Origin of the sequence: Rhizobium sp. LjRoot254 (assembly GCF_964254105.1) — a bacterium.
GTDB lineage: Bacteria > Pseudomonadota > Alphaproteobacteria > Rhizobiales > Rhizobiaceae > Rhizobium_E.
In genome coordinates, this window is record NZ_CAXUSM020000002.1 from 82,571 (window position 1) to 106,478 (window position 23,908).

The window sequence follows — 23,908 nt, forward strand, 5'->3', positions numbered from 1 at the left end:
CAGAGAACGCATTCTTCCTGGGAGAAATACCAACGCATGGGGAAATCCAACTCGTTAGGTCGCGTCATGGCAGTGAGTCAGACAATAGAAAACCCAACTCCCACGGCCGCCATACGCGGTCCGGTTCTCACGTTCACGGGCAACCCCTTCAAGGAGGGATTGGAACATACGATGGTTTACGAGTCAGACGCGATCGTCGCGTTTGGCGGTGGCAAGATCACCCATTTCGGGCCTGCTGCGGACATCCATTCGCAATTGCCTTCCGGCCTGCCGATTGAGAATTACGGGTCCGACTCGCTGATCTCCGCCGGGTTTCTCGACAGCCATGTCCACTTTCCCCAGACGCCGATGATCGGGGCGTTCGGCGCGCAGCTTCTCGACTGGCTCGATGCATATGTATTCCCGACCGAACGGAGATACGCCGACAAGGAATTTGCGAGTTCCGTCGCGAAGGTGTTCCTGCAGGAATGCCTGAAAAACGGCATCACGACGAGTTGCGTCTATTGCACGGTTTTTCCTCAATCAGTCGATGCATTGTTCGAGGAGGCCGAAAGGCTTGGCATGCGGATGGCCGCGGGCAAGGTGCTGATGAACCGCAATGCTCCGGACTATCTTCTCGACACCACCCAGTCGGGCTACGACGACTCCAAGGCCCTGATCAACAAATGGCATGGCCGCAGCCGCCTGATGTATGCGATTACGCCCCGTTTTGCACCGACCAGCACCGCAGACCAACTTGAATCCGCAGGCGTGCTCTGGAACGAACACCCGGATTGCTACATGCAGACGCACGTGTCGGAGAACAAGAGCGAGATTGCCTGGGTGAAGGAACTCTTCCCCGACCAGAAGGGCTATCTCGATGTCTACGATCATCACAAGCTCTGCCGCCCGCGCGCCGTCTTCGGCCACGGTATCCATCTGGACGACGATGAAATGCAATGCATGCATACGACCGGGTCGGCCATCTCGCACTGCCCGACGTCGAATTTCTTTCTCGGCAGCGGCTATTTCAACGTCGGGCGCGCGATGAAGAAGGAGCGCCCCGTGCGGGTCGGCCTTGGCACGGATCTCGGTGCAGGCACATCATTTTCGATCCTTGCGACTCTCAACGAGGCCTACAAAGCCGCCCAGCTCAACAACTACGCGCTGACGGCCGGCCATGCCTATTACATGGCCACGCGCGGCACCGCGAACGCCATGTATATCGACGACAAGGTCGGCAGCATAGCGGTCGGAATGGAGGCCGACATCGTCGTGCTCAACATGAAGTCGACGCCGATTATCAAATACCGGATGGAGTTTGCCAAGGACCTGCAGGAAGCGCTGTTCATTCAGATGACCCTGGGAGACGACCGGGCCGTGCAGGCGACTTACATCGCCGGGCAGCTGCAATACCGCAATGAAGCGTCCGGTGCCACCTGATCTGCCTTTTATCTGGCAAACCTGCGGGCACCCGCCACGCAGAGGATAACCGCGACCGTTACCGCCAGCATGCCCCATGTCACGGATTCGCCGAGCAGGGTGGCAGCGAGCGCCAGGCCGAAGAACGGCTGCAGCAACTGCAACTGCCCTACGGCCGCGATGCCGCCCTGGGCCAGGCCGCGATACCAGAAGACGAAGCCGATCAGCATGCTGAACAGCGAGACATAGGCAAGCCCGAGCATCGCCGGCACTTCGATGCCGGCGAGTGTGATGGGCCGATAGAGGATCGCGGCTGCGATCATCACCGGCAGCGACAACACCAGCGCCCAGGAAATCACCTGCCAGCCGCCGAGCGTGCGCGAGAGTTTCGCACCCTCGGCATAGCCCAGACCGCAGACGATCACCGCCGCCAGCATCAGCGTATCGCCCACGGGTGAGGCCTGCAGCCCCTGCGCCATGGCGAACCCCGCGACCAGTGCGCTGCCCAGGATCGAGAACAGCCAGAAAGCCGGCTTCGGCCGCTCGCCGCCACGGATGACGCCGAAGATCGCGGTGGCCAGCGGCAACAGGCCGATGAAAACGATGGAATGGGCCGAGGTGACATGCTTGAGCGCCAAGGCGGTCAGCAGCGGAAAGCCGACCACGACGCCGAGCGCCACGACCACGAGCGAAACGATATCGCGCCGTGTCGGCCGCTTCTCCCTGAACAGCAGCAGCAATCCGAGGGCCAGCACGCCGGCGATCGCGGCCCGGATCGTGGTGAGGAACACCGGATCGAATTGTGCCACGGCCACGCGGGTGGCGGGCAGCGATCCGCTGAAGATCACCACGCCGATAAAGCCATTGATCCAGCCCGATGTCATGCGGTCCATCATCCACTCCAATATTGCTGCATCCATATCGCGGGAAATCCGGTGGCAATGCCAGAGACAGTCTGATACGGTTTCGCAAAACTGTTATGGTCTGGAGAACAGTACGGATGAGCGAACCTGGCACCACAAGCCCCACCCGCGTGGCGATAGTCATGGCTGTTATTAAGCAACGGATCGCCGGCCGCAGCCTGACGCCCGGCGCCAAGCTTCCATCGGTCCGGGGACTGGCGGCCACGTCAAAAGTCTCGACCTCGACGGTGGTCGATGCCTATGAGAGGCTGGTCGCCGAGGGCACGATCCTGTCGCGGCCGGGCTCGGGCTTCTATGTCGCCAATCACGCCGCACCCTTCACGCTCTCCGAGGTCGGGCCACGACTCGACAGGGCGATCGATCCCTTCTGGGTGTCGCGGCAATCGCTCGAAACCGGGGATACGGGGCTGAAGCCCGGTTGCGGCTGGCTGCCGCCGTCATGGCTGCCGGAGGAAGGCGTGCGTAAATCTCTGCGTACGCTCACCCGCGCCGATGCCCCGGTATTGCTGGCATACGGATCGCCGCTCGGGCTACCGCCGCTCCGCAATCTCATCGCCCGGCGCATGGCCGATCGCGGCATCGAGGCCTCGCCGGAACAGATCATCCTGACCGAATCCGGCATCCAGGCGATCGACCTGCTCTGCCGGCTGCTGATCGAACCCGGCGATACGGTTCTGGTCGACGATCCCTGCTATTTCAATTTCAACGCGCTGCTGCGGGCGCATCGCGCCAAGATCGTCAGCGTTCCCTATACGGCGACGGGGCCCGATATCGAGGCGTTCGCCGAGGTGCTGAAGGAGCATAAGCCGCGCCTCTACGTCACCAATTCGGGAATCCAGAACCCGACCGGGGCGACGCTATCGCCCGTGGTGGCCCACAGGGTGCTGAAGCTCGCCGACCAGCACGACCTCACCATTATCGAGGACGATATCTTCGCCGATTTCGAGCATACCCCCGCCCCGCGCCTGGCGGCCTTCGATGGACTGGATCGCGTCATCCATATCGGCAGTTTCTCGAAAACACTGTCCGCCTCGGCGCGTTGCGGCTTCATCGCCGCCAAATCGGAATGGATCGACGGGCTGACCGACCTCAAGATCGCGACATCCTTCGGCGGCGGCCGCCTCTCGGCCGAACTGGTGCTGAATGTGCTAAGCGACGGCGGCTACCGCAAGCACCTCGAAATCCTGCGCGGTCGGCTCTCGCGGGCGATGTTCGATGTCACCACCCGGCTGAAGGATCTGGGCATCGTGCCGTGGCTGCAGCCACAGGCCGGCATGTTCCTCTGGTGCAGCCTGCCGGATGGCATCGACGCCGCCGATATCGCCCGTGCGGCGCTCGAAAAAGACATCGTCATGGCCCCCGGCAACGCCTTCAGCCTGTCGCAGACCGCGACGAATTTCATGCGTTTCAATGTTTCGCAGACGCTCGACCCATATATTTATGATGTGCTGCGCGAATCCCTGAAGCGTGCGAAACCGAAGGTATAGAAGGCGGGGCGATCGCGTTTGAAGAGATGGCGCTGCGGCTGGCTCCCTCTTCTCCCCAGCGGGGAGAAGTGCCGAGCGCATGCGAGGCGATGAGGGGGCTTCCGGGCGCGGCTTTGGCGCTTCGCGCACCCCCTCATCCGGCGCTACGCGCCACCTTCTCCCCGCTGGGGAGAAGAGGGAGCCAGCACGACTTGCTGAGCCACCACCTTCTCGCTTGACCACTGCATTTTTTCCCGCGCATGATCGGCGGAAGCTTGTTTCACGCCGCGAAATCATATAGTCAGGAAAGAAATATTCCAGACAGGAAATAAAAGGGGAATGGGCATGGCTCTATCGTGGCGTTTTTCAGCTCTCGCTGACCGGCATCGCGCACTCGGGTCGAAACTCGAGGACTGGAGCGGCATGGGAACCGCCTGGACCTACGACAAGGACATCTATCAGGAGCATATCGCCGTCCGCACCAAGGCGGGGCTGATGGATGTGTCGGGGCTGAAGAAGGTCCATCTGGTCGGCCCGCATGCGATCGCGGTGCTCGAATATATCACCACCCGCGACATGACCAAGATTTATCCCGGCCGCTCGGTTTATGCCTGCATGCTCAACGATCGCGGCATGTTCACCGATGACTGCATCGTCTACCGCACCGGCCCGAATTCCTGGATGCTGGTGCATGGCTCGGGCTCAGGCCATGAGGAGCTCGTCAAGCAGGCAGCCGGCCGCAATTGCGCCGTGCTGTTCGATGACGACCTGCATGATCTCTCGCTGCAGGGCCCGATTGCCGTGGATTTCCTCGCCAAACACGTGCCCGGCATCCGCGATCTCAAATATTTCCACCACATGCAGACCACCCTGTTCGGCGCGCCGGTGATGATCTCGCGCACCGGCTATACCGGCGAGCGCGGCTATGAGCTCTTCGTGCGCGGCCAGGATGCGCCGATGGTCTGGGACCGCATTCTCGACGAAGGCAAGGATATGGGGATCATCCCCGTCTGCTTCTCGGTGCTCGACATGCTGCGCGTCGAAAGCTACCTGCTGTTCTACCCCTATGACAATTCGCAGATGTATCCCTTCCCCGACCAGCAACCCGGCGACAGCCTGTGGGAGCTCGGCCTCGATTTCACCGTCAGCCCCGGCAAGACGGGCTTCCGGGGCGCGGAGGAACATGCGCGGCTCAAGGGCAAGGAGCGCTTCAAGATCTTCGGCCTTCTGATCGAGGCCGATGGCCCGACCGATCTCGGCGACGAGGTCTTCCAGGGCGATAAAAAGGTCGGCGTCATCACCTGCACCAGCTATTCCAAGCTCACCAACCGTTCGATGGCGATTGCCCGGCTCGATGTCGATGTCGCCAAGCAGGGCGTGCCCCTCGAAGTGCGCGGCGCCAACGTGAAGGCCAAGGCCATCGCGCATACGATCACCTTCGATGATCCCGAGAAGAAGAAGCGGACGGCGGTGGGTTAGGAGTAGAGTATGCTCGTTCAAGGCATCAAGAGCCGCCCCACCTATCGGGGCATTGCCATCGAGCCGCATGCAAAACGCCACATCATCGCGCTCGAAGGCGAAGGTGCGCTGGCGCTGACCGAACAGAGGCAGGCGCTGACGCCGGAGATCCTGTCGCGCTGCGAGGTACTGTATGTGCCGCGTAGCTCTCGCGGTCAGGATCATGACCTGGCGCTCGCCGCCTTGGGCGCAGATGTCTTCTGGCAGGCGCCGACCATTGCCACGCTGCTCTTCCGGCTGAAGGCGTCGCTGACCAATGCGACCATGGGCACGCGGCTCTATATATCGGGCACCGAAGGGTTCATCGGCCAGGCGATGCAGATCGCGCTCGACCTCGGCATGGATTTCAATTCCATTCCCACCGAGCATCGCGGTTCCCTCGCCCGGCGCGTCCAGTGTGTTCATTGCAAGGGCATCACCGAGAATGTGACCGTGAGCCCGTTCCAGTGCAGCCATTGCGGATTGTCGCTTCTGGTGCGCGATCACTATTCGCGCCGGCTCGCGGCATTCCAGGGCGTCAATATCGATGCGGAGGAACCCGGCACCGCACCCGATCCGGAGGAATTGTTCTCGTGAGCATCAATACGGAAATTCCGGTCCGGGTCGCGAAGATCACACCGGTGGCCGAGACGATCAGGCGCTTCCGGCTGGAGCGGCTGGACGGCCAGCCGATGCCCTATTTCTCGGCCGGTTCGCATGTCGTGGTCTCGATGCATGACGGCGATATCCTGCGCCGCAACCCCTATTCGCTGATGTCGGCGCCTTACGATTCCAGCGCCTATGAGATCAGCGTGCTGGCGGTGGAGAATTCGCGCGGTGGCTCGGTCTTCATGCATCGGCTCGGCGAAGGCGACGAGCTGCGGGTCAGCCAGCCGGTCAATCTGTTTCCCGCCGATCACCGTGGCCGCAAGCATATATTGATCGCCGGCGGCATCGGCATCACGCCGTTCCTGGCCATGATGGCGCAGTTCTCGCGCGACAACATCGCGTTCGAACTGCATTACGCCATGCGGTCGCGCAGCCATGGCGCCTATTGGCGGGAACTGCTGGACGCGTACGGCCCGCAGCACATCAAGACCTATTTCGATGCCGAGGGCGACCGCATCCCGCTCACTGCCATCCTCGATAACCAGCCGCTCGGCACGCATCTCTATGTCTGCGGCCCGGCGGGCATGATCGATGGCGTGTTGCTGGCCGGGCTCGAAGCCGGCTGGCCGCGCGAGAACCTGCATTCGGAACGCTTCCTGGCGCCGCCGCCCGGACAGCCGTTCAAGATCTGGCTCGAACAATCCAGGCTTTCGATCACCGTCGGCGAGCACCAGAGCATATTGGAAGCGATCGAGGCCGCCGGCATCGACGCGCCCTATATGTGCCGTGGCGGCGCTTGCGGCGAGTGCCAGACGTCAGTGCTTTCCTGCGACGGCGAAATTCAGCACAACGACATCTATCTCTCGGACGAGGAGAAGGCGGAGCGCAAGAAGATCATGGTCTGCGTATCGCGCTTCAAGGGCCAGCAGCTGGTGCTTCAACTTTAGGGAACACTGACATGACGATCAAGTTCAAGCAGGAAACGTTCCGGGACGACTTCACCTATCGCAACAGCCCGGCCAATATCCGCCGCTTCCCCTTCCCCTTCGATCGCGACGAATACATGTACTCCGTCAACATGGAGCCGCATGTTCTCGGCCAGCCCAACTCGATCTATGAAAGCCTGATCGACGTCGACGAGCATTATATCGCCGAAATGCATGACCGGGCGCTGGTGCTGAAGGAAGACCCGCTGCGCTGCCAGGCCCTGCCCCACATGATGACGGCGCAGTGGGATACGCTGGAACTCCTGATGGAACAGCAGGCGGCGGGGTATCCCGAGCATTTCACGCTCATTCGCAATGGCGACCAGTGGCGCTGGATCAACCGGCCGCTCGGCATCGACGATACCTTCACCTTCGGCGACCGCGCCACCCTGCCCTACGAGCCGATGGAATACATCACCCGCCAGGCACAGGGCGATTTCTGCATCGTCGATCAGCGCGACGGCAATCTGTGGATGGATGCCGGCATGGTGACCACCCAGGCCGACTGGTCGCTTGATTTCGACATCGGCATGAACTTCATGGAATGGCACGGCCCCGTGCCGCTGGCACACCAGATCGGTGTGTTCGAGCGGGCGCTGAAATTCCTGCTCAACCTGCAGCAGGGCAAGCCGACGCGGCGTTTCAACTGGACGATGACGATCAATCCGCGCCTCGATACGAGCCCGGAAAACTACCACAAATGGGGTCCGGACCGCATGACCGTGACGCCCGAAAATGTGGGCGAAAAGGTGCATCTGCGCGTCGAATTGCAGAGCCTCTGGCGGCTGCCGCGTTCCAATGCCATCCTGTTCGTTATTCGCTGTTATCTGATCAGCATGGAAGAACTGGTGACGGTGCCGAAATGGGCGCGGCGCTTTCCGCGCGTGCTGCGCACTCTGCCGCCGGAACTGGTGGACTACAAGGGCCTGACCCGGTTTCGCGAGACGACGATCGACTGGCTATCGAAGTATGACGACGGCGCGCCGACCAGCCCCGGCATCTGGCCCGATTGACATCAGGGCGCGGGGACCACGGCATATAATCAAAAAGGGAACAGTTCATGAGCAGAGTTGCAGTCATCGGCGCCGGCCCGTCCGGAACCGCACAGTTGCGGGCCTTTCAATCGGCGGCCCAGAAGGGCGCCGACATTCCCGAGGTCGTGTGCTTCGAAAAGCAGGCCGATTGGGGCGGCCTGTGGAATTACACCTGGCGCACCGGCCTCGATGAATTCGGCGAGCCCGTCCACGGCAGCATGTACCGCTATCTCTGGTCGAACGGCCCGAAGGAATGCCTGGAATTCGCCGACTATTCCTTCGAGGAACATTTCGGCAAGCCGATCGGCTCGTATCCGCCGCGCGCCGTGCTGTGGGATTACATCAAGGGCCGGGTGGAAAAGGCCGACGTCAAGAAATGGGTGCGCTTCAACACGCCGGTGCGGATGGTGACATTCGACGAGGCGACGAAGAAATTCACCGTGACCGCGCATGACCGCGTCCGCGACGTGATGTATAGCGAGGAATTCGACAATGTCATCGTCGCCAGCGGCCATTTCTCGACGCCGAACGTGCCCCATTTCGAGGGCGTCGAAAGCTTCGGCGGCCGGGTCATGCATTCGCATGATTTCCGCGATGCGCTGGAATTCAAGGACAAGAACGTCCTGATCGTCGGCCGCAGCTATTCCGCCGAGGACATCGGCTCGCAATGCTGGAAATACGGAGCGAAATCCGTCACCACGACCTATCGCTCCAAGCCGATGGGCTTCAACTGGCCGGAGCGCTTCGAGGAGCGGCCGCTGCTCACCAAGTTCACCGGCAAGACGGCGCATTTCCGCGATGGCTCGACCAAGGACGTCGACGTCCTGATCCTCTGCACCGGCTACCTGCACCACTTCCCGTTCCTGCCCGACAGCCTCCGCTTGATCACCGGCAACCGCATGTGGTCGGACGGACTCTACAAGGGCGTGGTCTCGACGAAGAACCCGCAACTGTTCTTCATCGGCATGCAGGACCAGTTCTACACGTTCAACATGTTCGACGCACAGGCCTGGTATGTCCGCGATATCATCCTCGGCCGCATCAAGCTGCCCGCCGAGGCCGAGCTCAAGGCCGAGTTCGACACGTGGCGCGCCCGCGAGGAAACGCTTGAGGACGCCGAGCAGATGATCTGGTTCCAGGGCGATTATGTCCAGGAACTGATCGACGCCACCGACTACCCCTCCTTCGATATCCAGGCGACCAACAAGACCTTCATGGAATGGGAACACCACAAGGCCGAAAACATCATGGGCTTCCGCGACAACGCCTACCGCTCCCTGATGACCGGCACGATGTCGCCCAAGCACCACACGAAGTGGCTGGAAGCGATGGACGATTCGATGGAAGTGTATTTGAAGAATTGAAAGGCGATGGGGCCTGTCGACAGTCCCACCCGCGACGTCATCCTCGGGCCTGTCCCGGGGATCTGGTGACGTCGGTCAAGCAATCGACGTTGAAGTCTATTTGGACGTCACCAGATGCTCGGCACAAGGCCGAGCATGACGGCGGAGGATTTGGCACAAAACCCCGCCTTCGTAAGACTTTATTATCCATCTTCGCCAATACTTCTCCGATCAATTCCAGCATCGGGCATTGCCATGGATTTTCAAACCAGCATTCTGGGTCGGATGAACGGTTTCCTCTACCAGTGCCGCGCCGACGAAAACTACACGATGCTCGAGATGACCGACGGTATCACCCGGGCCTTCGGCTATCCCGCCGACGAGATCATCGGCAATCGCGTCCGGACGTTCACGTCAATCATGTGCGAGGAAGACGTGCCGCGCATGGATGAGGCCGTGGGCCAGGCACTCGAAACCAGGACCAACTGGTCGATGGAATATCGGCTGCGCCACAATAGCGGCCATTACATCTGGGTGTCGGAAACGGGCGGCGGTGTCTGGGATACCGATGGCACCCTGCTCTATCTCGAAGGCAGCATCATCAACATCGAATCCTTCTACCAGCGGCTCGATGCGCAGACGGCGGAGATGCGCATCACCGCATCCAAGACCGCCGAGATCCTGCATTCGCTACGCTACCTGAAACTGCTCGCCGTCAACGCCGGAATCGAGGCCGCGCGCGCCGGCGCGGCGGGACAGGGTTTCGCGGTGCTGGCCGGCGAAATGCGCAACCTCGCCAACGAATCCGAGGCAACGGCGCGGCAGATCTCGCAGGCGCAGCGCAAGACGGCTTAGAGTGCTTGCTTCGGCGATTTCCCGCTAGCGCAAGTCGTCGACCAGTTCGGGATGCCGGTCGAGCACCTTGATCAATTGAATGGTCGGGCCGCTCGGTTCGATCAGGCCGCGCTCATACTTGTCGAAGGCGCTCTCCCCGACCTTGAACAGGTTGCCGGCCTCTCTCTGCGAGAGCTTCAATTTCGTCCTGACACGGCGGATGGTTGCCGGCGACGGCAGGCCATCTGCCCTCTCCTTCAGGACGCGCAACGCCTGATCCACCACCGCCATGTCCTTGCCGACATGCACGCCTTCACCTTCGCCTGCGGGATAATATCCCGGCAGGTCAACGGTGATACTGTGGCCCTTATAGGTGACCTCGACGGGTCGGACGCCGCGAAACAACGGTTCCCCGGTTTCTGGCGATACCATCTTCATGTCCTGCTGTTCGGCCATCTTATTTCTCCTTGAAGGAAACAAGCGTGAATTCCGTCACGATATCAGCCTGGAATTTGACATAGAGGATGACGTCTCCCGCAGGGACGAAATACACGTCCTGCCAAACCCGATGATCCGCATAGGTCGTCATCGACTTCTGAAACATTTTCGATGTCATGGTCGATATCGTCTCGACAATGCCGTGACGGTCAAAGCCCAAGCCGCAGCACTCAAAAGTGCGGTCGTAGTCAGGGAAAGGTTTTTGGCCGAGTCGAACGCTCTCTTTATGGCTCCGAGATCGTATGTCGGCCGCAACTTCTCCATGACTAACAATGCCACCATTATGGTGGCATTGTCAAGATGAGAGGGTTCACTACGACCGTGGCCGCACCTTCCCCGGATCATAATGCGACAACCCCACCACCACCGCCGGCAGGCGTTTCTGCTGGCCGTCGAGCTTGCCGATTTCAACCTCGGTGCCCGGCTTGGCATACATCGCGTCGATGCGGGCGAGCGCGATCGATTTCTTGAGGATCGGCGAGCGGGTCGAGCTGGTGATCACCCCCACCTGGGCGCGGCCGATATGGATGCAGTCGCCGTGTCCGGCGGGATCGTTGGCATCGATATCGAGGCCGACCAGCACCTGGCGCGGGTTCTCCTTGCGCTTGATCAGCGCGTCGCGGCCGATGAAATCATCGGGTTTGGATTTCAGCGGCACGGTGAAGCCGATGCCGGCTTCGAACGGGTCGGTCTGGTCGGTGAATTCGTAATTGGCGAAGATCAGTCCCGCCTCGATGCGCAGCATGTCGAGCGCCGCGAGGCCCATCGGCTTCAGCCCATGCGGCTCGCCTGCCTTCCACACCGCGTCGAACACGGCGACCGCATCGCGCGGATGACAGAAAATCTCGTAGCCGAGTTCGCCGGTATAGCCGGTGCGCGACACGACGATCGGCGGACCGTTGAAATCACCGATACGGGCGACCGCGAAGCGGAACCATTCGAGCTCGGCGAGTGCCGGCTGACGTGGCGGCGTCCAGATGATTTCCTTCAGGATATCGCGGCTTTTAGGTCCCTGCACCGCGATATTGTGCATCTGATCGGTCGACGAGCGCACCCAGGCGTGGAAGCCCATCTTCTCGGCCTGCTGGCGCAGCCAGATGCCGTTGAAATCGTCGCCGCCGATCCAGCGGAAATTGTTGTCGCCGAGCTTGAACACGGTGCCGTCGTCGATCATGCCGCCATGTTCGTAGCACATCGCGGTGTAAACGACCTGGCCGACGGAAAGCTTGCGGATGTCGCGCGTCACGCAATATTGCAGCAGTGCCTCGGCATCCGGCCCGGTGACCTCGAATTTCCTCAGCGGCGACAGATCGATGACAGCGGCGGCCTCGCGGCAGGCCCAGTACTCGTCGGTCGGACCGTGATCCGTGAAGCTGTTGGGCAGCCAGTAGCCGCGATACTCCGTGAAATCGCGGGTCAGTTCGGCGAGCCGGGGATGAAATCCGGTCTCGCGGGTCAGTTCGGCATCGGCATCGGGCGTCATTCTTGTTGCCACCGCTCGTGTGAATTTCTCGGCACCGGAATAGGTGCGGACGTGGATGTCGGTCGGATTCCAGGCATTGGCCGCGTCGATATCATCAGGACAGGAAGACGAGACGCAGACCAGATCGGTCATCGCCCGCATCAGCACATAATCGCCCGGCCGCGACCACGGCTCGTCGAGATAGAGCTGGTTGTTGTGATCGATTGCCGTGTTGTAGAAATAGTTGATCGCTTCCCAGCCCTTGCGCGGCGCGATGCCATAGGGCTTCAGCACCGCGTTGAAATTGTCGGTGCAGTTGACATGGCCGGGATAGCCCATGTCGTCGTAATAGCGCGAATTGCAGGCGGTCGCGAAGGCATCATGGCGGCCGACCGTATCCCGCACGATCTCGATCAGCGGCTCGAAGTCGCGGTCGAAGGCCTTGGAGGGCAGGCCCGGCATGGGATAGCTGCGGCCGAGAAGCGTGCGCGTGACGGTCGAATCCAGGGCCAGATCGAGCCCCTTGTCGACCTTGCGTGCCGAAAATGCCTGGAAGTCGGTGCATTGCCGGCCCGACACGTCGATGACCTGGATAAACTCGCCGGCGCGGACGAAATAGGCCGACGCCGTCGCCGCCTTGATGCGGATTTCCTGCAGTGAATCCGCCATCGGCTCGGGCAGCAAGGATTCGTAGGAGCGGTCGATCAGGGTGCGCTCGACGCGCATCTCGATCGGTGTGGCGGTGTCCTGGCTATCGGGTGCCATCGCCTCGCCGGGTGCGGCCGCGAGCAGCAGGCCGTCGGCCGATATCGTCAGGCTCGCCTCGGTGCCGGCATTGGAATGCGTGCCGAACAGTCTCAGCGCCCCGGCCTGTGCGAGATCCGCGCCGCGCCGCCTGAGTGCCGCGAGCGTGCGTGCGGCACTCTCATCGCCGGATGACAGGATCGCCTTGATCCCCTCGGCCCCGTTGGTGAACGGGAGCCCAAACCCATGCGCATCGAAGCGGCCGTCCTTGTCGATGAAGGTGACTTCGCAGGGCTGGCAGCCCTCGACGTCGACCAGCGTGATGCGATCCCCTGCCGCGACGCGAATCATCACCGTGCCGCAGCCGCGCACGCGATAGCGCTCCCGGCCGGGTCCGAACGACGGAATGCCAGGACGCAAAATAGTGCTGGGTCGAGGTGCTGCAACCTCTGGATATAGAGCAGACTCCTGCATCGGTCCTCTATGACGCCAAAGCGCCGATCCGCCTCCAAAATGCTGGGATTATTATTCCCCAAAGGCCCGCGCAAAGTAAAGCCCTCTTGACCTGTATGAAATTTAATTCACTGTGGCTTCACACATCCTGCACAGAACAGGCCCGCTAAAGCGCCGCGTGCATGGATGGGATTCGAGGGGAACCGCGCGTTGGCGCGATCGAAAAACGGGGGTTATCAATGTCACAGGTTACACAAGCAGGCATGCCGGCCAGTGAGGCGGACTCAAGCAGTTCGCTGCACCGGGCGCTCGATTGGAAAGGCGCATTCTGGGTCGCGGCCGGCGTGCCGCCGCTGGTCCTGTTCTCGATCGGCGGCATCGCCGGAACCACGGGAAAGCTCGCATTCCTGGTCTGGATCATCTCCATGGTGATGGGCTTCCTGCAGTCCTTCACCTATGCGGAAATCGCCGGCATGTTCGGCAATAAATCCGGCGGCGCCTCGATCTATGGCGCCACGGCCTGGCTGCGGTATTCGAAGTTCATCGCGCCGCTTTCGGTCTGGTGCAACTGGTTCGCCTGGTCGCCGGTCCTGTCGCTCGGCTGTGCCATCGCCGCCGGCTATATCCTCAACGCGCTGTTTCCTATTCCGCTGGCTGATTCGCAGCCGGTGCTCGATTGGATCAAGGCCAATGCAGCATCGCTGACGGCGGACAGCCCGCGCGTCGCGGAGTATATCGCAGCGCATGCCGGCACCGCGCCGGACGCCGCCATGCAGGCTCTGCTTGCGGGTGACGCCGTTACGGCGTTGACGCCGGCGCTGCGCAGCTGGTCGCTGGCGAGCTTCAACATTCCCTATCTCGCAACCGCGAACCTCAACGCCACCTTCTTCATCGGCGGCCTGCTGATGCTGGTCATCTTCGCGATCCAGCATCGCGGCATCTCCGGCACGGCAAGCGTGCAGAAATGGCTGGCGATCATCGTGCTGGTGCCGCTGCTGCTGATCGGCATCTATCCGATCATCTCGGGCAACATCGACAGCGCCAACATCATGGGCCTGGTGCCGCCGACGGCCGCTTACTCCGGTATAGACGGCCTGTGGACGGTCGGCGGCTGGACATTGTTCCTCGGCGGTCTCTACATCGCCGCCTGGTCCACCTATGGCTTCGAGACCGCGGTCTGCTACACGCGCGAACTCAAGGATCCGAAGCGCGACACATTCAAGGCCATCTTCTATTCCGGCCTTCTGTGCATCCTGTTCTTCTTCCTGATCCCGTTCACGTTCCAGGGCGTTCTCGGCCATAGCGGCATGCTGGCGCCGGGTATCGTCGATGGCACGGGCGTTGCCGAAGCGCTGGCGGGTCTCGTCCATGGCGGCAAGATCGTCACGCAGCTTCTCGTCGTGCTGATGATCATGGCACTGTTCCTGGCGATCATGACGGCCATGGCCGGCTCGTCGCGCACCCTCTACCAGGGCGCCAAGGATGGCTGGCTGCCGAAATATCTCGACCACACCAACGAGCATGGCGCCCCAACCCGGGCGATGTGGACCGACTTCGGTTTCAACCTGATCCTGCTGGCGATCGCCTCGGATGTCGCCGGCTACTTCTTCGTGCTTGCGGTATCCAACGTCGGCTACATCATCTTCAACTTCCTCAATCTCAATGCCGGCTGGATCCACCGCGTCGATTCAGGCCACATTGAGCGTCCCTGGAAGGCGCCGACCTGGCTGATTGGCCTCAACACCATCCTCGCCTTCGTCAACGTGCTCTTCCTCGGTGCCGGCGCCAAGGTCTGGGGCTATTCCAACGCACTTTGGGTGGGCTTCATCTTCGCCGCACTCATCCTGCCGGTCTTCGCGTTCCGGCATTACATCCGCGACGGGGGCAAGTTCCCGGCCGGCGCCATGGACGATCTCGGCCTGACCGGCCAGGATCTCGGCGTCAAGAAAGCCGGTATCCTGCCCTATCTCACCCTCGCCGCTGGCCTCGCGATCGTGCTCTGGGCCAACTGGTTCTTCCAGCTCCCGAGCTGATTGGACGGACATGAAAAAACGGCGCCGAAGAAATTCGGCGCCGTTTGCGTTTTGACCGCCCCTCATGCTGCGCCGCCATTCAGGCAGGAACGTAGGTCAACCTGATCACATCCTCGTCAATGCGGTCGCTGGCGACCAGGCGGAGCGGCGGCCGGGGACCGGCGAAGAATGGCTTGCCGCGACCGAGCACGACGGGGTGGAAATAGAGTCGATACTCATCGATAAGACCGAACTCGGTCAGGCTTTGTGCCAGCTCTGGTCCGGAAACCGAAATCTCCCCGGTTAGCTCGGCCTTCAGTCCGCGTACCACCGTCTCCAAGTCATCCTCGATAAGCGTGGCGTTGGGGCCGACCGATTTCAACGAACGCGACACGACCCATTTCGGCTGGCGCCGCCAGGCTGCGGCGAATTCCTGCCGCTCCGGGCTCCACTCAGGACGGTCTTCGTCCCAATAGTGCATGGCCTCGTACATGCGGCGACCGTACACACTGCCGGTCAGGTCGCGCACGTGCTCTATCCAGTGACGAAAGAGCGCGGGACTTGGCGCAGGCAGTTCCATATGGTCGACATAGCCATCCAGGGACTGGTTCATTCCGAAAACGAGCTTTGCCATGCAAGATCTCCATCCCGGTTACGGGTTGATCGGATTCAAGAAGACCCCGCCCCAAACCCCTCCCCACAAGGGGGAGGGGCTTAACCCTCCGCACCGCCTCGATCAGCTCTACGTCCAGCGAGACGCGCCCTTCTCGACCCACACACTGGGCGGAGAGTAGGGGCAGCATTCGTGCCACGAGTTGGCCCCTCCCCCTTGTGGGGAGGGGTTTCGGGGCGGGGTCTTCCTCACTCCACCGTCGTCTCAAGCTCCGTGATATGCACCGCCAGCAGACACCCCGTCGGCGTATGGGAACTGTGCTCGGTTCCATCCTTGAACCACACCATGTCGCCCTTCCGGAACACGGTCCCGTCATTGTCGATCAGCTCACCGTCGAGGATCAGGAATTGCTCGCTGCCATTGTGGCGGTGCGGACGCGAGGTCATGCCCGGCGGCATGCGGTAGACGTGAAATCCGACACCGAGCGGGAACTGCTCGTCGAGCTGCAGGACGCTGTCGCCCATCGTCGCCCCGTCCTCGAAGACGAAGGGCTTGAACTCCGCTGAATAGATATTGGCAACCTTACGCTCCGCCGGATCGACTGGACGCATTTCGCTCTCCTCGCAAACACATTTCTCCACCGGGAGTATCGCGCGAAACAACCGGTTTGCCAATTGCAGGTGAACGGCTTTCAACTTGCAGCGGGCCGATCAGCCCGCATTTGGCCGTGATTGCCTAAATATCAAGCAAATACTGCACGCCACGAAGCAATTCGCCTTCCACTCAAGCACTTCAGCTAAACAATACCCATGCCGCGCAAGCAACGGCAAATTCGACCGAAATCAGCAATTGCGATTTGCGAAATCTTACTGGGAGTGTATTAATATTCCCCGGACGAAAGACGCCGTAATCGGCCATTCACAAGGCCGGAACACGCGCCTCCCAAGCTGCCGCGCCATCCATATCAGACATACGCGCTTCTTGGCCGTCTCAAGAATATGGCGAATGCAGCGTTTTAACGGGAGAGTTCAATATGAGAAGTGCATTGCTTTCTACATTGAGTGCCGGCGTCATCGCGCTTGCAGCCGCCGCCTGTATGGCGCCCGCGGCATCCGCGCAGGCGCCTGAATCGACCGATCCGATCAAGATCGCGCTGTTCGACTGGACCAGCGTCAACCTCAACGCCAAGATCTATGGCGGCATCCTGGAAAAGCTCGGCTATACGGTCGAATATCCGACCGCCGATTATCTCTCGAGCCTGACCACGGGGCTCACCAACGGCGACCTGACCGTCGGCATGGAATTCTGGGCAACGACCGCAGGCGAGGCCATGGCCGCATCGGACGCGACGGGCCAGACCGAAAATCTCGGTGCCCTCGGCCCCAAGGCCAAGGAAGAATGGTGGTATCCCGAATATATGAAGGAAAAATGCCCCGGCCTGCCGAATTGGGAAGCGCTGAAGGACCCCAAATGCGCCGAGGCCTTCTCGACGGCCGAAACCGCGCCGAAGGGCCGCTATCTCGGCGGACCGGTGACCTGGGAAGGCTTCGACGATGAGCGTGTCGTCGCTCTGGGCCTGCCATTCACGGTCATCCATGCCGGCACCGATGCCGCGATGTTCGCCGAACTCGACTCCGCCTATCAGCGCAAGGCGCCGATCATGCTCTGGGTCTACTCGCCGCATTGGGCGCCGGCCAAGTACAAGGGCGAATGGATCGAATTCCCCGAACATGCCAAGGAATGCTACACGGATCCGAAATGGGGCTCCAATCCCGACGCAAAGTATGACTGCGGCAAGCCGCATGGCGACATCTTCAAATATTCCTGGGCCGGCATGAAGGACAAGTGGCCGGTCGCCTACAAGGTCGCCAAGGCCTATACGATCGACACCGCCGTGCTCAACAAGATGAGCGGCGAGATCGACCTCGACGGCAAGACCCCCGAGGATGTTGCGGCCGAATGGATCGCGGCCAACGAAGCGACCTGGAAGGCCTGGGCCAAGTAAGCCCGTCACCGGAATGACGGCGGCTCTGTGCCTCGCGCATGGAGCCGCCCTCCAAGGCAATAGTTTCGGGGAACGTGCATGAACAGTATTGCCGATGTGAGCGTTGCGGCACCCTTCGATGCGGCACGCGAACAAAAGCCCATCAAACTCGCCTGCCGCAATGTCTGGAAAGTCTTCGGGGCCGGGGCGCGGCAGTTCATCGAAACGCGCGATGGGCGGGCGAGTGCCGAGGACATCGCACAGGCCGGCCTCGTCGGCGCTGTCCGCCGCGTCGATCTCGAGATCCGGCAGGGCGAGATCTTCATCATCATGGGGCTTTCGGGTTCCGGCAAGTCCACCCTGGTGCGCTGCATGTCGCGGCTGATCGAGCCGACCTATGGGAAGGTCGAGTTCGAGGGCAAGGACCTGCTCAAGGTCTCCGATGCCGAACTGATCGAACTCCGCCGTCATCGCATGGGCATGGTGTTCCAGAACTTCGCCCTGCTGCCGCATCTCAACGTGCTGGAAAACATCGCCTTTCCCCTGAGCATTCAAGGCATGGGCAAGGCCGAGCGCGAGAAGCGGGCGCGTGAAGTCATCGAACTGGTCAGCCTGAACGGCCGCGAGCACTTCTATCCGCGCGAACTCTCCGGCGGCCAGCAGCAGCGCGTCGGCATCGCCCGCAGCCTGGCGACCAAGCCCGAGATATGGTTCCTCGATGAGCCGTTCTCGGCACTCGATCCACTGATCCGGCGCGAAATGCAGGACGAACTGATGCGCCTGCAGGCGGTGCTCAACAAGACCATCGTCTTCATCACCCACGATTTCGACGAGGCGATCCGGCTCGCCGACCGCGTCGCCATCATGAAGGACGGCGAGATCATCCAGATCGGTACGCGGGAGGAACTGGTGATGCACCCGGCGACCGATTACGTCGCCGAATTCACCCGCGACGTGCAGCGCGCCAAGGTGGTGTCCGCCCATCGCCTGATGCGCGCCGCCAGCACATCCGACCATGGCGGCAATGTCACGCCCGAGGCCCGCATCGCCAGCTTTTCCCAGGCAATCGTCACCGCTGGCAAGCCTTTTGCGGTGGTCGACAAATCAGGCCAGCTTCTCGGCGAAGTCACGCCGAACGCCGTGATCGACCTGCTTGCGGGCGTGGAAGAAAAAGGGAGTGGGAATGGCGCTGCTCGCCTCTGACGCCCGTTCGGTCGAACAGCGGCCGGTACAGAAATGGCTGGTCATCTGGGCCGCGGCGCTCGCAGCCGTACTGCTGCTTTTCCTGTTCCGCGACACCCTGCCCGCGGCCGTCCAGTATCCGGCCTCACTGGTGATCCCGGTCGCCGATTGGGTGACGGCGGTCATGGTGTGGCTGAAGACCAATATCAGCTGGCTGACGCGGTTCATCACTACAGTCTTCAACGTGCCGCTCGATTTCGCGCTCAATCTCTTCGCCAAGAATTTCAAGATCGGCCGTGGCCTCGAGGCGATCACCCTGCCCCGGCTGTCCTGGGTCGGCATCTGCGCCGCAGCCTTCCTCGCGGGCCGCGCCTTCGGGGGCAATAGGCTGGGCTTTCTGGTTGGCGGCTGCTTTCTCTATATCGCGCTGTTCGGCAAATGGACGAGCGCGATGCTGACCCTCGGCCTGATCTCGATCGCCGTTCCGTTCTGCATTATCGCCGGCCTGTTGGTCGGCATCATCGCATGGCGCCGGCCGATCCTGAACCGGGTGCTGATCTCGCCGGCGCTCGACCTGATGCAGACGATCCCGACCTTCGCCTATCTCATCCCGATGTTGCTGCTGTTCGGCAACAGTCCGGTCTCGGCGATGATCGCCACCGCGATCTTCGCCACCCCGCCGATGGTGCGCGCAACCATGCTCGGCCTGTCGCGCGTGCCCTCCGAGATCGTCGATTTCAGCGACATGGCGGGCTGCACGAAACGCCAGAAGCTCTGGCGCGTGATGATCCCCTCCGCCCGGCCGACGCTGATGGTCGGCGTCAACCAGGTGATCATGCTGGCGCTCAACATGGTCATCATCGCCTCGATGATCGGCGCCGGCGGCCTCGGTTACGACGTGCTTCTGGCGCTCCGGGCACTCAAGGTCGGCGAGGCCATGGAGGCAGGTCTCGCGATCGTCGCACTCGCCATCGCGCTCGATCGCCTCAGCCAGGCCATGGCGACGCGCCAATCCACCGCAAGCACCGACGAGGCCGATGCAAGGCCGTTCTGGCGCCGCTACCCCAACCTGTCGCTCGCTATCGCGCTGCTCGTGGTCACCACGGTCCTCAGCCTCTATATCCCCGCCTTCGTCCAGCTGCCGAAATCGCTGACGCTGAGCACCGCGCCGATCTGGAAAGCCGCGCTCAATTGGGTGACAATCAACCTGTTCGACGTGATCGAAGTGTTCCGCGTCACGCTGATCCTCTACGTACTCAATCCTATCAGGGCCTTCTGCGAGAACTTCCCCTGGCTCGGCGCGGTCTTCCTGCTGGGCCTCGCCGGTTTCCAGCTCGGCGGGCTGAGGCTGGCCCTGACGCTTGCGGTACTGACCGCCTTTTGCGCCGTCACCGGTCTCTGGGAAAAGACCATGGCCACGGTCTATCTCTGCGGAATCTCGGCCTTCATCGCCTGCCTGATCGGCGTGCCGATCGGCCTGATCGCCTCCCGCAACGATCGCTTCGAGCGCCTCGTCACGCCGCTGATCGACACATTGCAGGTCCTGCCATCCTTCTGCTTCATCATCCCCGTGGTGATGCTGTTCCGGGTCGGCGACGTGACCGCGATGATCGCCACGGTCGCCTTCGCCGTCGTGCCCGCCATCCGCTACACCAATCACGGCATCAGGCAGGTCTCGCCCTCGCTGATCGAGGCGGGGCTGGTTTCCGGCTGCACCAGGCGGCAGATGTTCTGGCGGGTGCAGCTGCCCCTTGCGCTGCCCGAAATCATGCTCGGCATCAACCAGACGATCCTGATGGCGCTCTCGATGATCATCATCTGTGCCATGATCGGCACCCGCGACCTCGGCCAGGAAGTGTTCATCGCGCTCTCAAAAGCCGATTCAGGGCGCGGCATCATTGCCGGCCTCGCCATCGCCTTCATTGGCATCATCGCCGACCGCCTGTTCAACGCGCTGAGCAACCGGAGCAAGGTGCGAGGCTAGAGCCCATCATGCTGCTTGAGGAAATCGGAGACTGTCGCGAGGCAAAGCGCCTTTTGCTCGACATGCGGCATGTGGCTCGAGTCCTCGAACAGGACCCACTTTATGCCGGGCACGTTCTCGACATAGGGCCGCACCACTTCGGGCGTCGCCTCGTCGTGCCGGCCGGAGATCAACAGCGTCGGCGCCGTGATCCGTGACAGCCGATCCTCGATGGTCCAATCCTTCATCGTGCCGATGACATGGAATTCCGTCGGCCCGTTCATGTTGCGATAGACGGTATTGTCCTCGTCCATGATCGCGAAGGTGCGCACCACCTCGGGCGGCCAGGGGCTGACGCGGCAGACATGCCGATCATAGAACACCCGCGACGCCGCGACATATTCCGGGTCGGTGATCGTGCCCGCGTCCTCATGCTTCAGAAGCGTCGCCTGCACATCATCAGGCAGGTCGCGGCGCAACCGGTTGGCCTCCGCCACCCAGGTCCGCATGTTGGCGGGCGAATTGGCGATGACCAGCGCCTTCAACCCCTCGGGCTGGCGCACCGCATGTTCCGCGCCCAGCATGCCGCCCCAGGATTGGCCGAGATAGGCATAACGATCCTTGATGCCGAGATGGGCGAGCAGCGTGTCGAGCTCTTCGAGGAACAGGTCCACGGTCCAGAAATCCGGCCCCTTGTCGGGAAGCCGGGTGGAATTGCCATTGCCGAGTTGGTCGTAATGAATGACCGGCCTGCCATCGAGGGCCGAGATATCCTTGAAGGAATCGACATAATCATGGGTGCAGCCCGGCCCGCCATGGGCGACGACCAGCGGCAGCAGGGCCGAATCCAGCGATCCCGTGACGCGATACCATGTCTGGTAATCACGGAATGGCACATGACCCTCTGTCGTCGCGATCGATCCCACCATCTGTCTCCATCACTCAAAAAGCATGGTGGAAACATAGCGCCGTAGCACCAAGCGCGGCAGCTATCATAAGTAATAGGGTGCGTCGTCGAGCAGGCGGTAATGGGCGGCGCGCACCACGGCCTGGGTGCGGTTCTTGGCGCCGAGCTTCCGCGAGGCCGCATTGAGATGCATGACCACAGTCGGCACCGACCGGTTGATGATCCGCGAAATCTCCTTGGCTGACAGGCCCTCGGCCGAATGACGCAGGCATTCCCGCTCCCGCTCGGTCAGCCGCATGGAGGTGCAGCTATGGGCATCGCGATCGAAGACAGGATAGGCGGTTTCATGGAAGACATGGGCCAGCAGGCTGAAATCGGCGAGCGTCTCGCCCGCCTCGCGTTCGAAATCCCGCTTGTCGCCCAGCCTGAGCCCGGTGACCGTCGCATAATCGCCGCGCGGCATATGCACCGGCACGGTCACGCCGCAGGACATGTCGCGTTCGTGCAGGTAGCGCGCCACCGGCGCGGTCGCCTCGGTCATGAAGCGGTTGATCAGCGTCCCGGCATCGCGATCGTAGTTCCAGAAGAACGGCGTCGTCGTCCGCAGCGCCAGCTGCTGCACCGGATCGATACGGAAATAGCCCCGCTCGCACCAGTATTCATGCATGTCTTCCGAGATGTTGCGCAGCTTCAGCAGCGACGGGATCATCAGCTCGCCCGCGAGATCATAGGGCACTGGCGTATAGTCATAGATCAAGGCATCGAAGCCGAGCTGCTTCATCGCCTCGAATGCCTGGTCGATCCGCCCTTCAAGCGTCGGCTCGGCCGAAAACCGCTGTCTGATCTCACCGATCTCGTCAAGCATCAGGTCATCCCGTCCGGCCTGTAACTCAAGGCGCCAAGCCGCTATCCTATCACTTCTTATAGCTGGCGCGGAACTGTCAATCCGCTAAAAATTAGCCATGCTCAAAAGATGAGCAAGCAACAATCCGTGACCGGAGAGCACCATGTGGCGTGAGATCGAGCCGGACGACAGGATCGTGGTGGATGTCGATGGCTACAAGGTCGTCGCCTATTCCTTCGGTACCGGCGACGAGGTCGTGTTCTGCCTCAATGGCGGTCCGGGCCTGCCCTGCGATTATCTCCGCGAGGCCCATTCCTGCCTCATCGACCAGGGCTACCGCGTCGTCGCCTTCGACCAGCTCGGCACCGGCGCCTCGGACCGGCCGACCGATCCGGCGCTCTGGACGATCGGCCGCTATGTCGAGGAGACCGAGACCGTGCGCAAGGCGCTCCACCTCGGCAAGGTGCATCTGCTCGGCCACTCCTGGGGCGGCTGGCTCGGCATCGATTATGCACTCACCTACCCCGAAAATCTCAAGACTCTGATTCTCGAGGACACCGTCGCCGACATGCCGCATCTCATTTTGGAACTCGAACGCCTGCGCGCGGCGCTGGGGTCCGAAACGGTCGCGATGATGCAGAAACACGAGGCGCGCGGCACGATCAACCATCCGGAATATCTCGCGGCGATCACCATCCTGAACTATCGCCACGTCTGCCGCCTGCCGGAATGGCCGGCTCCCGTCATGCGCTCGCTCGACGATTGGAACATGGGTCCCTACGGCACGATGCAGGGGCCGAACGAATTCCTCTATATCGGCAATCTCAAGGACTGGAACCGCATCCCCGATCTGCCCCACATCACCATGCCGGTATTGATTGCCTGCGGCGCCCATGATGAACTGACGCCGGCCTGTGCGCTGCGCATGAAACTCAACCTGCCGAATGCCGAATTGCAGGTTTTCGAACATTCCAGCCACATGCCCTTCTATGAAAATCCCGGTGCATATTATCCTGCGCTGATCGATTTTCTCCAGCGGCACAGGACCGCCAGATGATCCAAGAGCCTCTTGCATTGAAATGGAACCGGTTCTGTTGGCTCAAGCGGAGTCGCATGTTTGACCGGCCGGCGCGTGCCGTAGCCAAAGCATACG

21 protein-coding genes are annotated in these 23,908 nt (G+C 61.6%); 13 read left to right on the top strand and 8 right to left on the bottom strand.

The window, feature by feature from the left end; translation table 11 throughout:
- The first annotated feature begins 66 nt into the window (after positions 1-66).
- Positions 67-1,422, top strand: coding sequence for a guanine deaminase (gene guaD, locus ACSQ26_RS29005; RefSeq protein ID WP_436015770.1), 1,356 nt, complete (start codon positions 67-69; stop codon positions 1,420-1,422).
- Positions 1,423-1,430: 8 nt separating this feature from the next.
- On the opposite strand, the gene ACSQ26_RS29010 is transcribed toward guaD, so the two are convergent.
- Positions 1,431-2,294, bottom strand: a complete 864-nt coding sequence (locus ACSQ26_RS29010) for a DMT family transporter (RefSeq protein ID WP_436015677.1) — start codon at positions 2,292-2,294, stop codon at positions 1,431-1,433.
- Positions 2,295-2,380: 86 nt separating this feature from the next.
- Between ACSQ26_RS29010 and ACSQ26_RS29015 the strand changes: the two genes are divergently transcribed.
- The 7 genes from ACSQ26_RS29015 to ACSQ26_RS29045 all read left to right on the top strand — a co-directional run bounded on the left by ACSQ26_RS29015 (position 2,381) and on the right by ACSQ26_RS29045 (position 10,114).
- Positions 2,381-3,811, top strand: coding sequence for a PLP-dependent aminotransferase family protein (locus ACSQ26_RS29015; RefSeq protein ID WP_436015679.1), 1,431 nt, complete (start codon positions 2,381-2,383; stop codon positions 3,809-3,811).
- A 324-nt stretch (positions 3,812-4,135) separates the two neighbouring features.
- Positions 4,136-5,269, top strand: a complete 1,134-nt coding sequence (locus tag ACSQ26_RS29020) for an aminomethyltransferase family protein (RefSeq protein ID WP_436015681.1) — start codon at positions 4,136-4,138, stop codon at positions 5,267-5,269.
- Positions 5,270-5,278: 9 nt separating this feature from the next.
- Positions 5,279-5,884: a dimethylamine monooxygenase subunit DmmA family protein gene (locus ACSQ26_RS29025; protein ID WP_436015683.1), complete on the top strand. Its 606-nt coding sequence runs from the start codon at positions 5,279-5,281 to the stop codon at positions 5,882-5,884.
- Positions 5,881-6,843, top strand: a complete 963-nt coding sequence (locus ACSQ26_RS29030) for a PDR/VanB family oxidoreductase (protein WP_436015685.1) — start codon at positions 5,881-5,883, stop codon at positions 6,841-6,843. The genes ACSQ26_RS29025 and ACSQ26_RS29030 overlap by 4 nt, the downstream gene beginning before the upstream one ends.
- Before the next feature lie 11 nt (positions 6,844-6,854).
- Positions 6,855-7,895 (top strand): heme-dependent oxidative N-demethylase family protein, encoded by a 1,041-nt coding sequence (locus tag ACSQ26_RS29035; protein WP_436015687.1) that lies wholly within the window; start codon positions 6,855-6,857, stop codon positions 7,893-7,895.
- A 47-nt stretch (positions 7,896-7,942) separates the two neighbouring features.
- Positions 7,943-9,280, top strand: a complete 1,338-nt coding sequence (locus ACSQ26_RS29040) for an NAD(P)-binding domain-containing protein (RefSeq protein WP_436015689.1) — start codon at positions 7,943-7,945, stop codon at positions 9,278-9,280.
- A 234-nt stretch (positions 9,281-9,514) separates the two neighbouring features.
- Positions 9,515-10,114, top strand: a complete 600-nt coding sequence (locus ACSQ26_RS29045; protein WP_436015691.1) for a PAS domain-containing protein — start codon at positions 9,515-9,517, stop codon at positions 10,112-10,114.
- 24 nt (positions 10,115-10,138) lie between these two features.
- On the opposite strand, the gene ACSQ26_RS29050 is transcribed toward ACSQ26_RS29045, so the two are convergent.
- The 3 genes from ACSQ26_RS29050 to ACSQ26_RS29060 form a co-directional block, all read right to left on the bottom strand.
- Complete coding sequence (locus tag ACSQ26_RS29050) at positions 10,139-10,549, bottom strand: type II toxin-antitoxin system MqsA family antitoxin (protein WP_436015693.1); 411 nt, start codon at positions 10,547-10,549, stop codon at positions 10,139-10,141.
- 1 nt (position 10,550) lies between these two features.
- Positions 10,551-10,709, bottom strand: coding sequence for a type II toxin-antitoxin system MqsR family toxin (locus tag ACSQ26_RS29055; protein WP_436015695.1), 159 nt, complete (start codon positions 10,707-10,709; stop codon positions 10,551-10,553).
- Positions 10,710-10,904: 195 nt separating this feature from the next.
- Positions 10,905-13,271 (bottom strand): DUF1989 domain-containing protein, encoded by a 2,367-nt coding sequence (locus ACSQ26_RS29060; protein ID WP_436015697.1) that lies wholly within the window; start codon positions 13,269-13,271, stop codon positions 10,905-10,907.
- Between the two features lie 242 nt (positions 13,272-13,513).
- On the opposite strand from ACSQ26_RS29060, the gene ACSQ26_RS29065 reads away from it, so the two are divergent.
- Complete coding sequence (locus ACSQ26_RS29065; RefSeq protein WP_436015772.1) at positions 13,514-15,283, top strand: APC family permease; 1,770 nt, start codon at positions 13,514-13,516, stop codon at positions 15,281-15,283.
- Positions 15,284-15,362: 79 nt separating this feature from the next.
- Here the strand turns inward: ACSQ26_RS29065 and ACSQ26_RS29070 are convergent, their stop codons facing one another.
- A complete protein-coding gene (locus ACSQ26_RS29070) occupies positions 15,363-15,896 on the bottom strand; it encodes a dihydrofolate reductase family protein (protein ID WP_436015699.1) in 534 nt (177 codons plus the stop codon).
- 227 nt (positions 15,897-16,123) lie between these two features.
- Complete coding sequence (locus ACSQ26_RS29075) at positions 16,124-16,486, bottom strand: cupin domain-containing protein (RefSeq protein ID WP_436015701.1); 363 nt, start codon at positions 16,484-16,486, stop codon at positions 16,124-16,126.
- Between the two features lie 422 nt (positions 16,487-16,908).
- Between ACSQ26_RS29075 and ACSQ26_RS29080 the strand changes: the two genes are divergently transcribed.
- From ACSQ26_RS29080 to ACSQ26_RS29090, 3 genes are all read left to right on the top strand, one after another.
- Positions 16,909-17,880, top strand: coding sequence for an ABC transporter substrate-binding protein (locus ACSQ26_RS29080; protein WP_436015703.1), 972 nt, complete (start codon positions 16,909-16,911; stop codon positions 17,878-17,880).
- Positions 17,881-17,958: 78 nt separating this feature from the next.
- Positions 17,959-19,062: a quaternary amine ABC transporter ATP-binding protein gene (locus ACSQ26_RS29085; protein WP_436015705.1), complete on the top strand. Its 1,104-nt coding sequence runs from the start codon at positions 17,959-17,961 to the stop codon at positions 19,060-19,062.
- Positions 19,043-21,025, top strand: a complete 1,983-nt coding sequence (locus tag ACSQ26_RS29090) for an ABC transporter permease (RefSeq protein ID WP_436015707.1) — start codon at positions 19,043-19,045, stop codon at positions 21,023-21,025. Before ACSQ26_RS29085 ends, ACSQ26_RS29090 begins: the two co-directional genes overlap by 20 nt.
- On the opposite strand, the gene ACSQ26_RS29095 is transcribed toward ACSQ26_RS29090, so the two are convergent.
- Both ACSQ26_RS29095 and ACSQ26_RS29100 read right to left on the bottom strand, forming a co-directional pair.
- The gene (locus tag ACSQ26_RS29095; RefSeq protein ID WP_436015709.1) at positions 21,022-21,933 is read right to left on the bottom strand and encodes a proline iminopeptidase-family hydrolase; all 912 of its coding nucleotides are present in this window, start codon (positions 21,931-21,933) and stop codon (positions 21,022-21,024) included. The two genes, ACSQ26_RS29090 and ACSQ26_RS29095, sit on opposite strands and share 4 nt — an antisense overlap.
- Positions 21,934-21,996: 63 nt before the next feature.
- A complete protein-coding gene (locus tag ACSQ26_RS29100) occupies positions 21,997-22,776 on the bottom strand; it encodes a helix-turn-helix transcriptional regulator (protein ID WP_436015711.1) in 780 nt (259 codons plus the stop codon).
- Between the two features lie 142 nt (positions 22,777-22,918).
- Between ACSQ26_RS29100 and ACSQ26_RS29105 the strand changes: the two genes are divergently transcribed.
- Positions 22,919-23,812 carry a proline iminopeptidase-family hydrolase gene (locus ACSQ26_RS29105; RefSeq protein WP_436015713.1) on the top strand — a complete coding sequence of 298 codons (894 nt, stop codon included), beginning with the start codon at positions 22,919-22,921 and terminating at the stop codon, positions 23,810-23,812.
- Positions 23,813-23,908 lie beyond the last annotated feature (96 nt).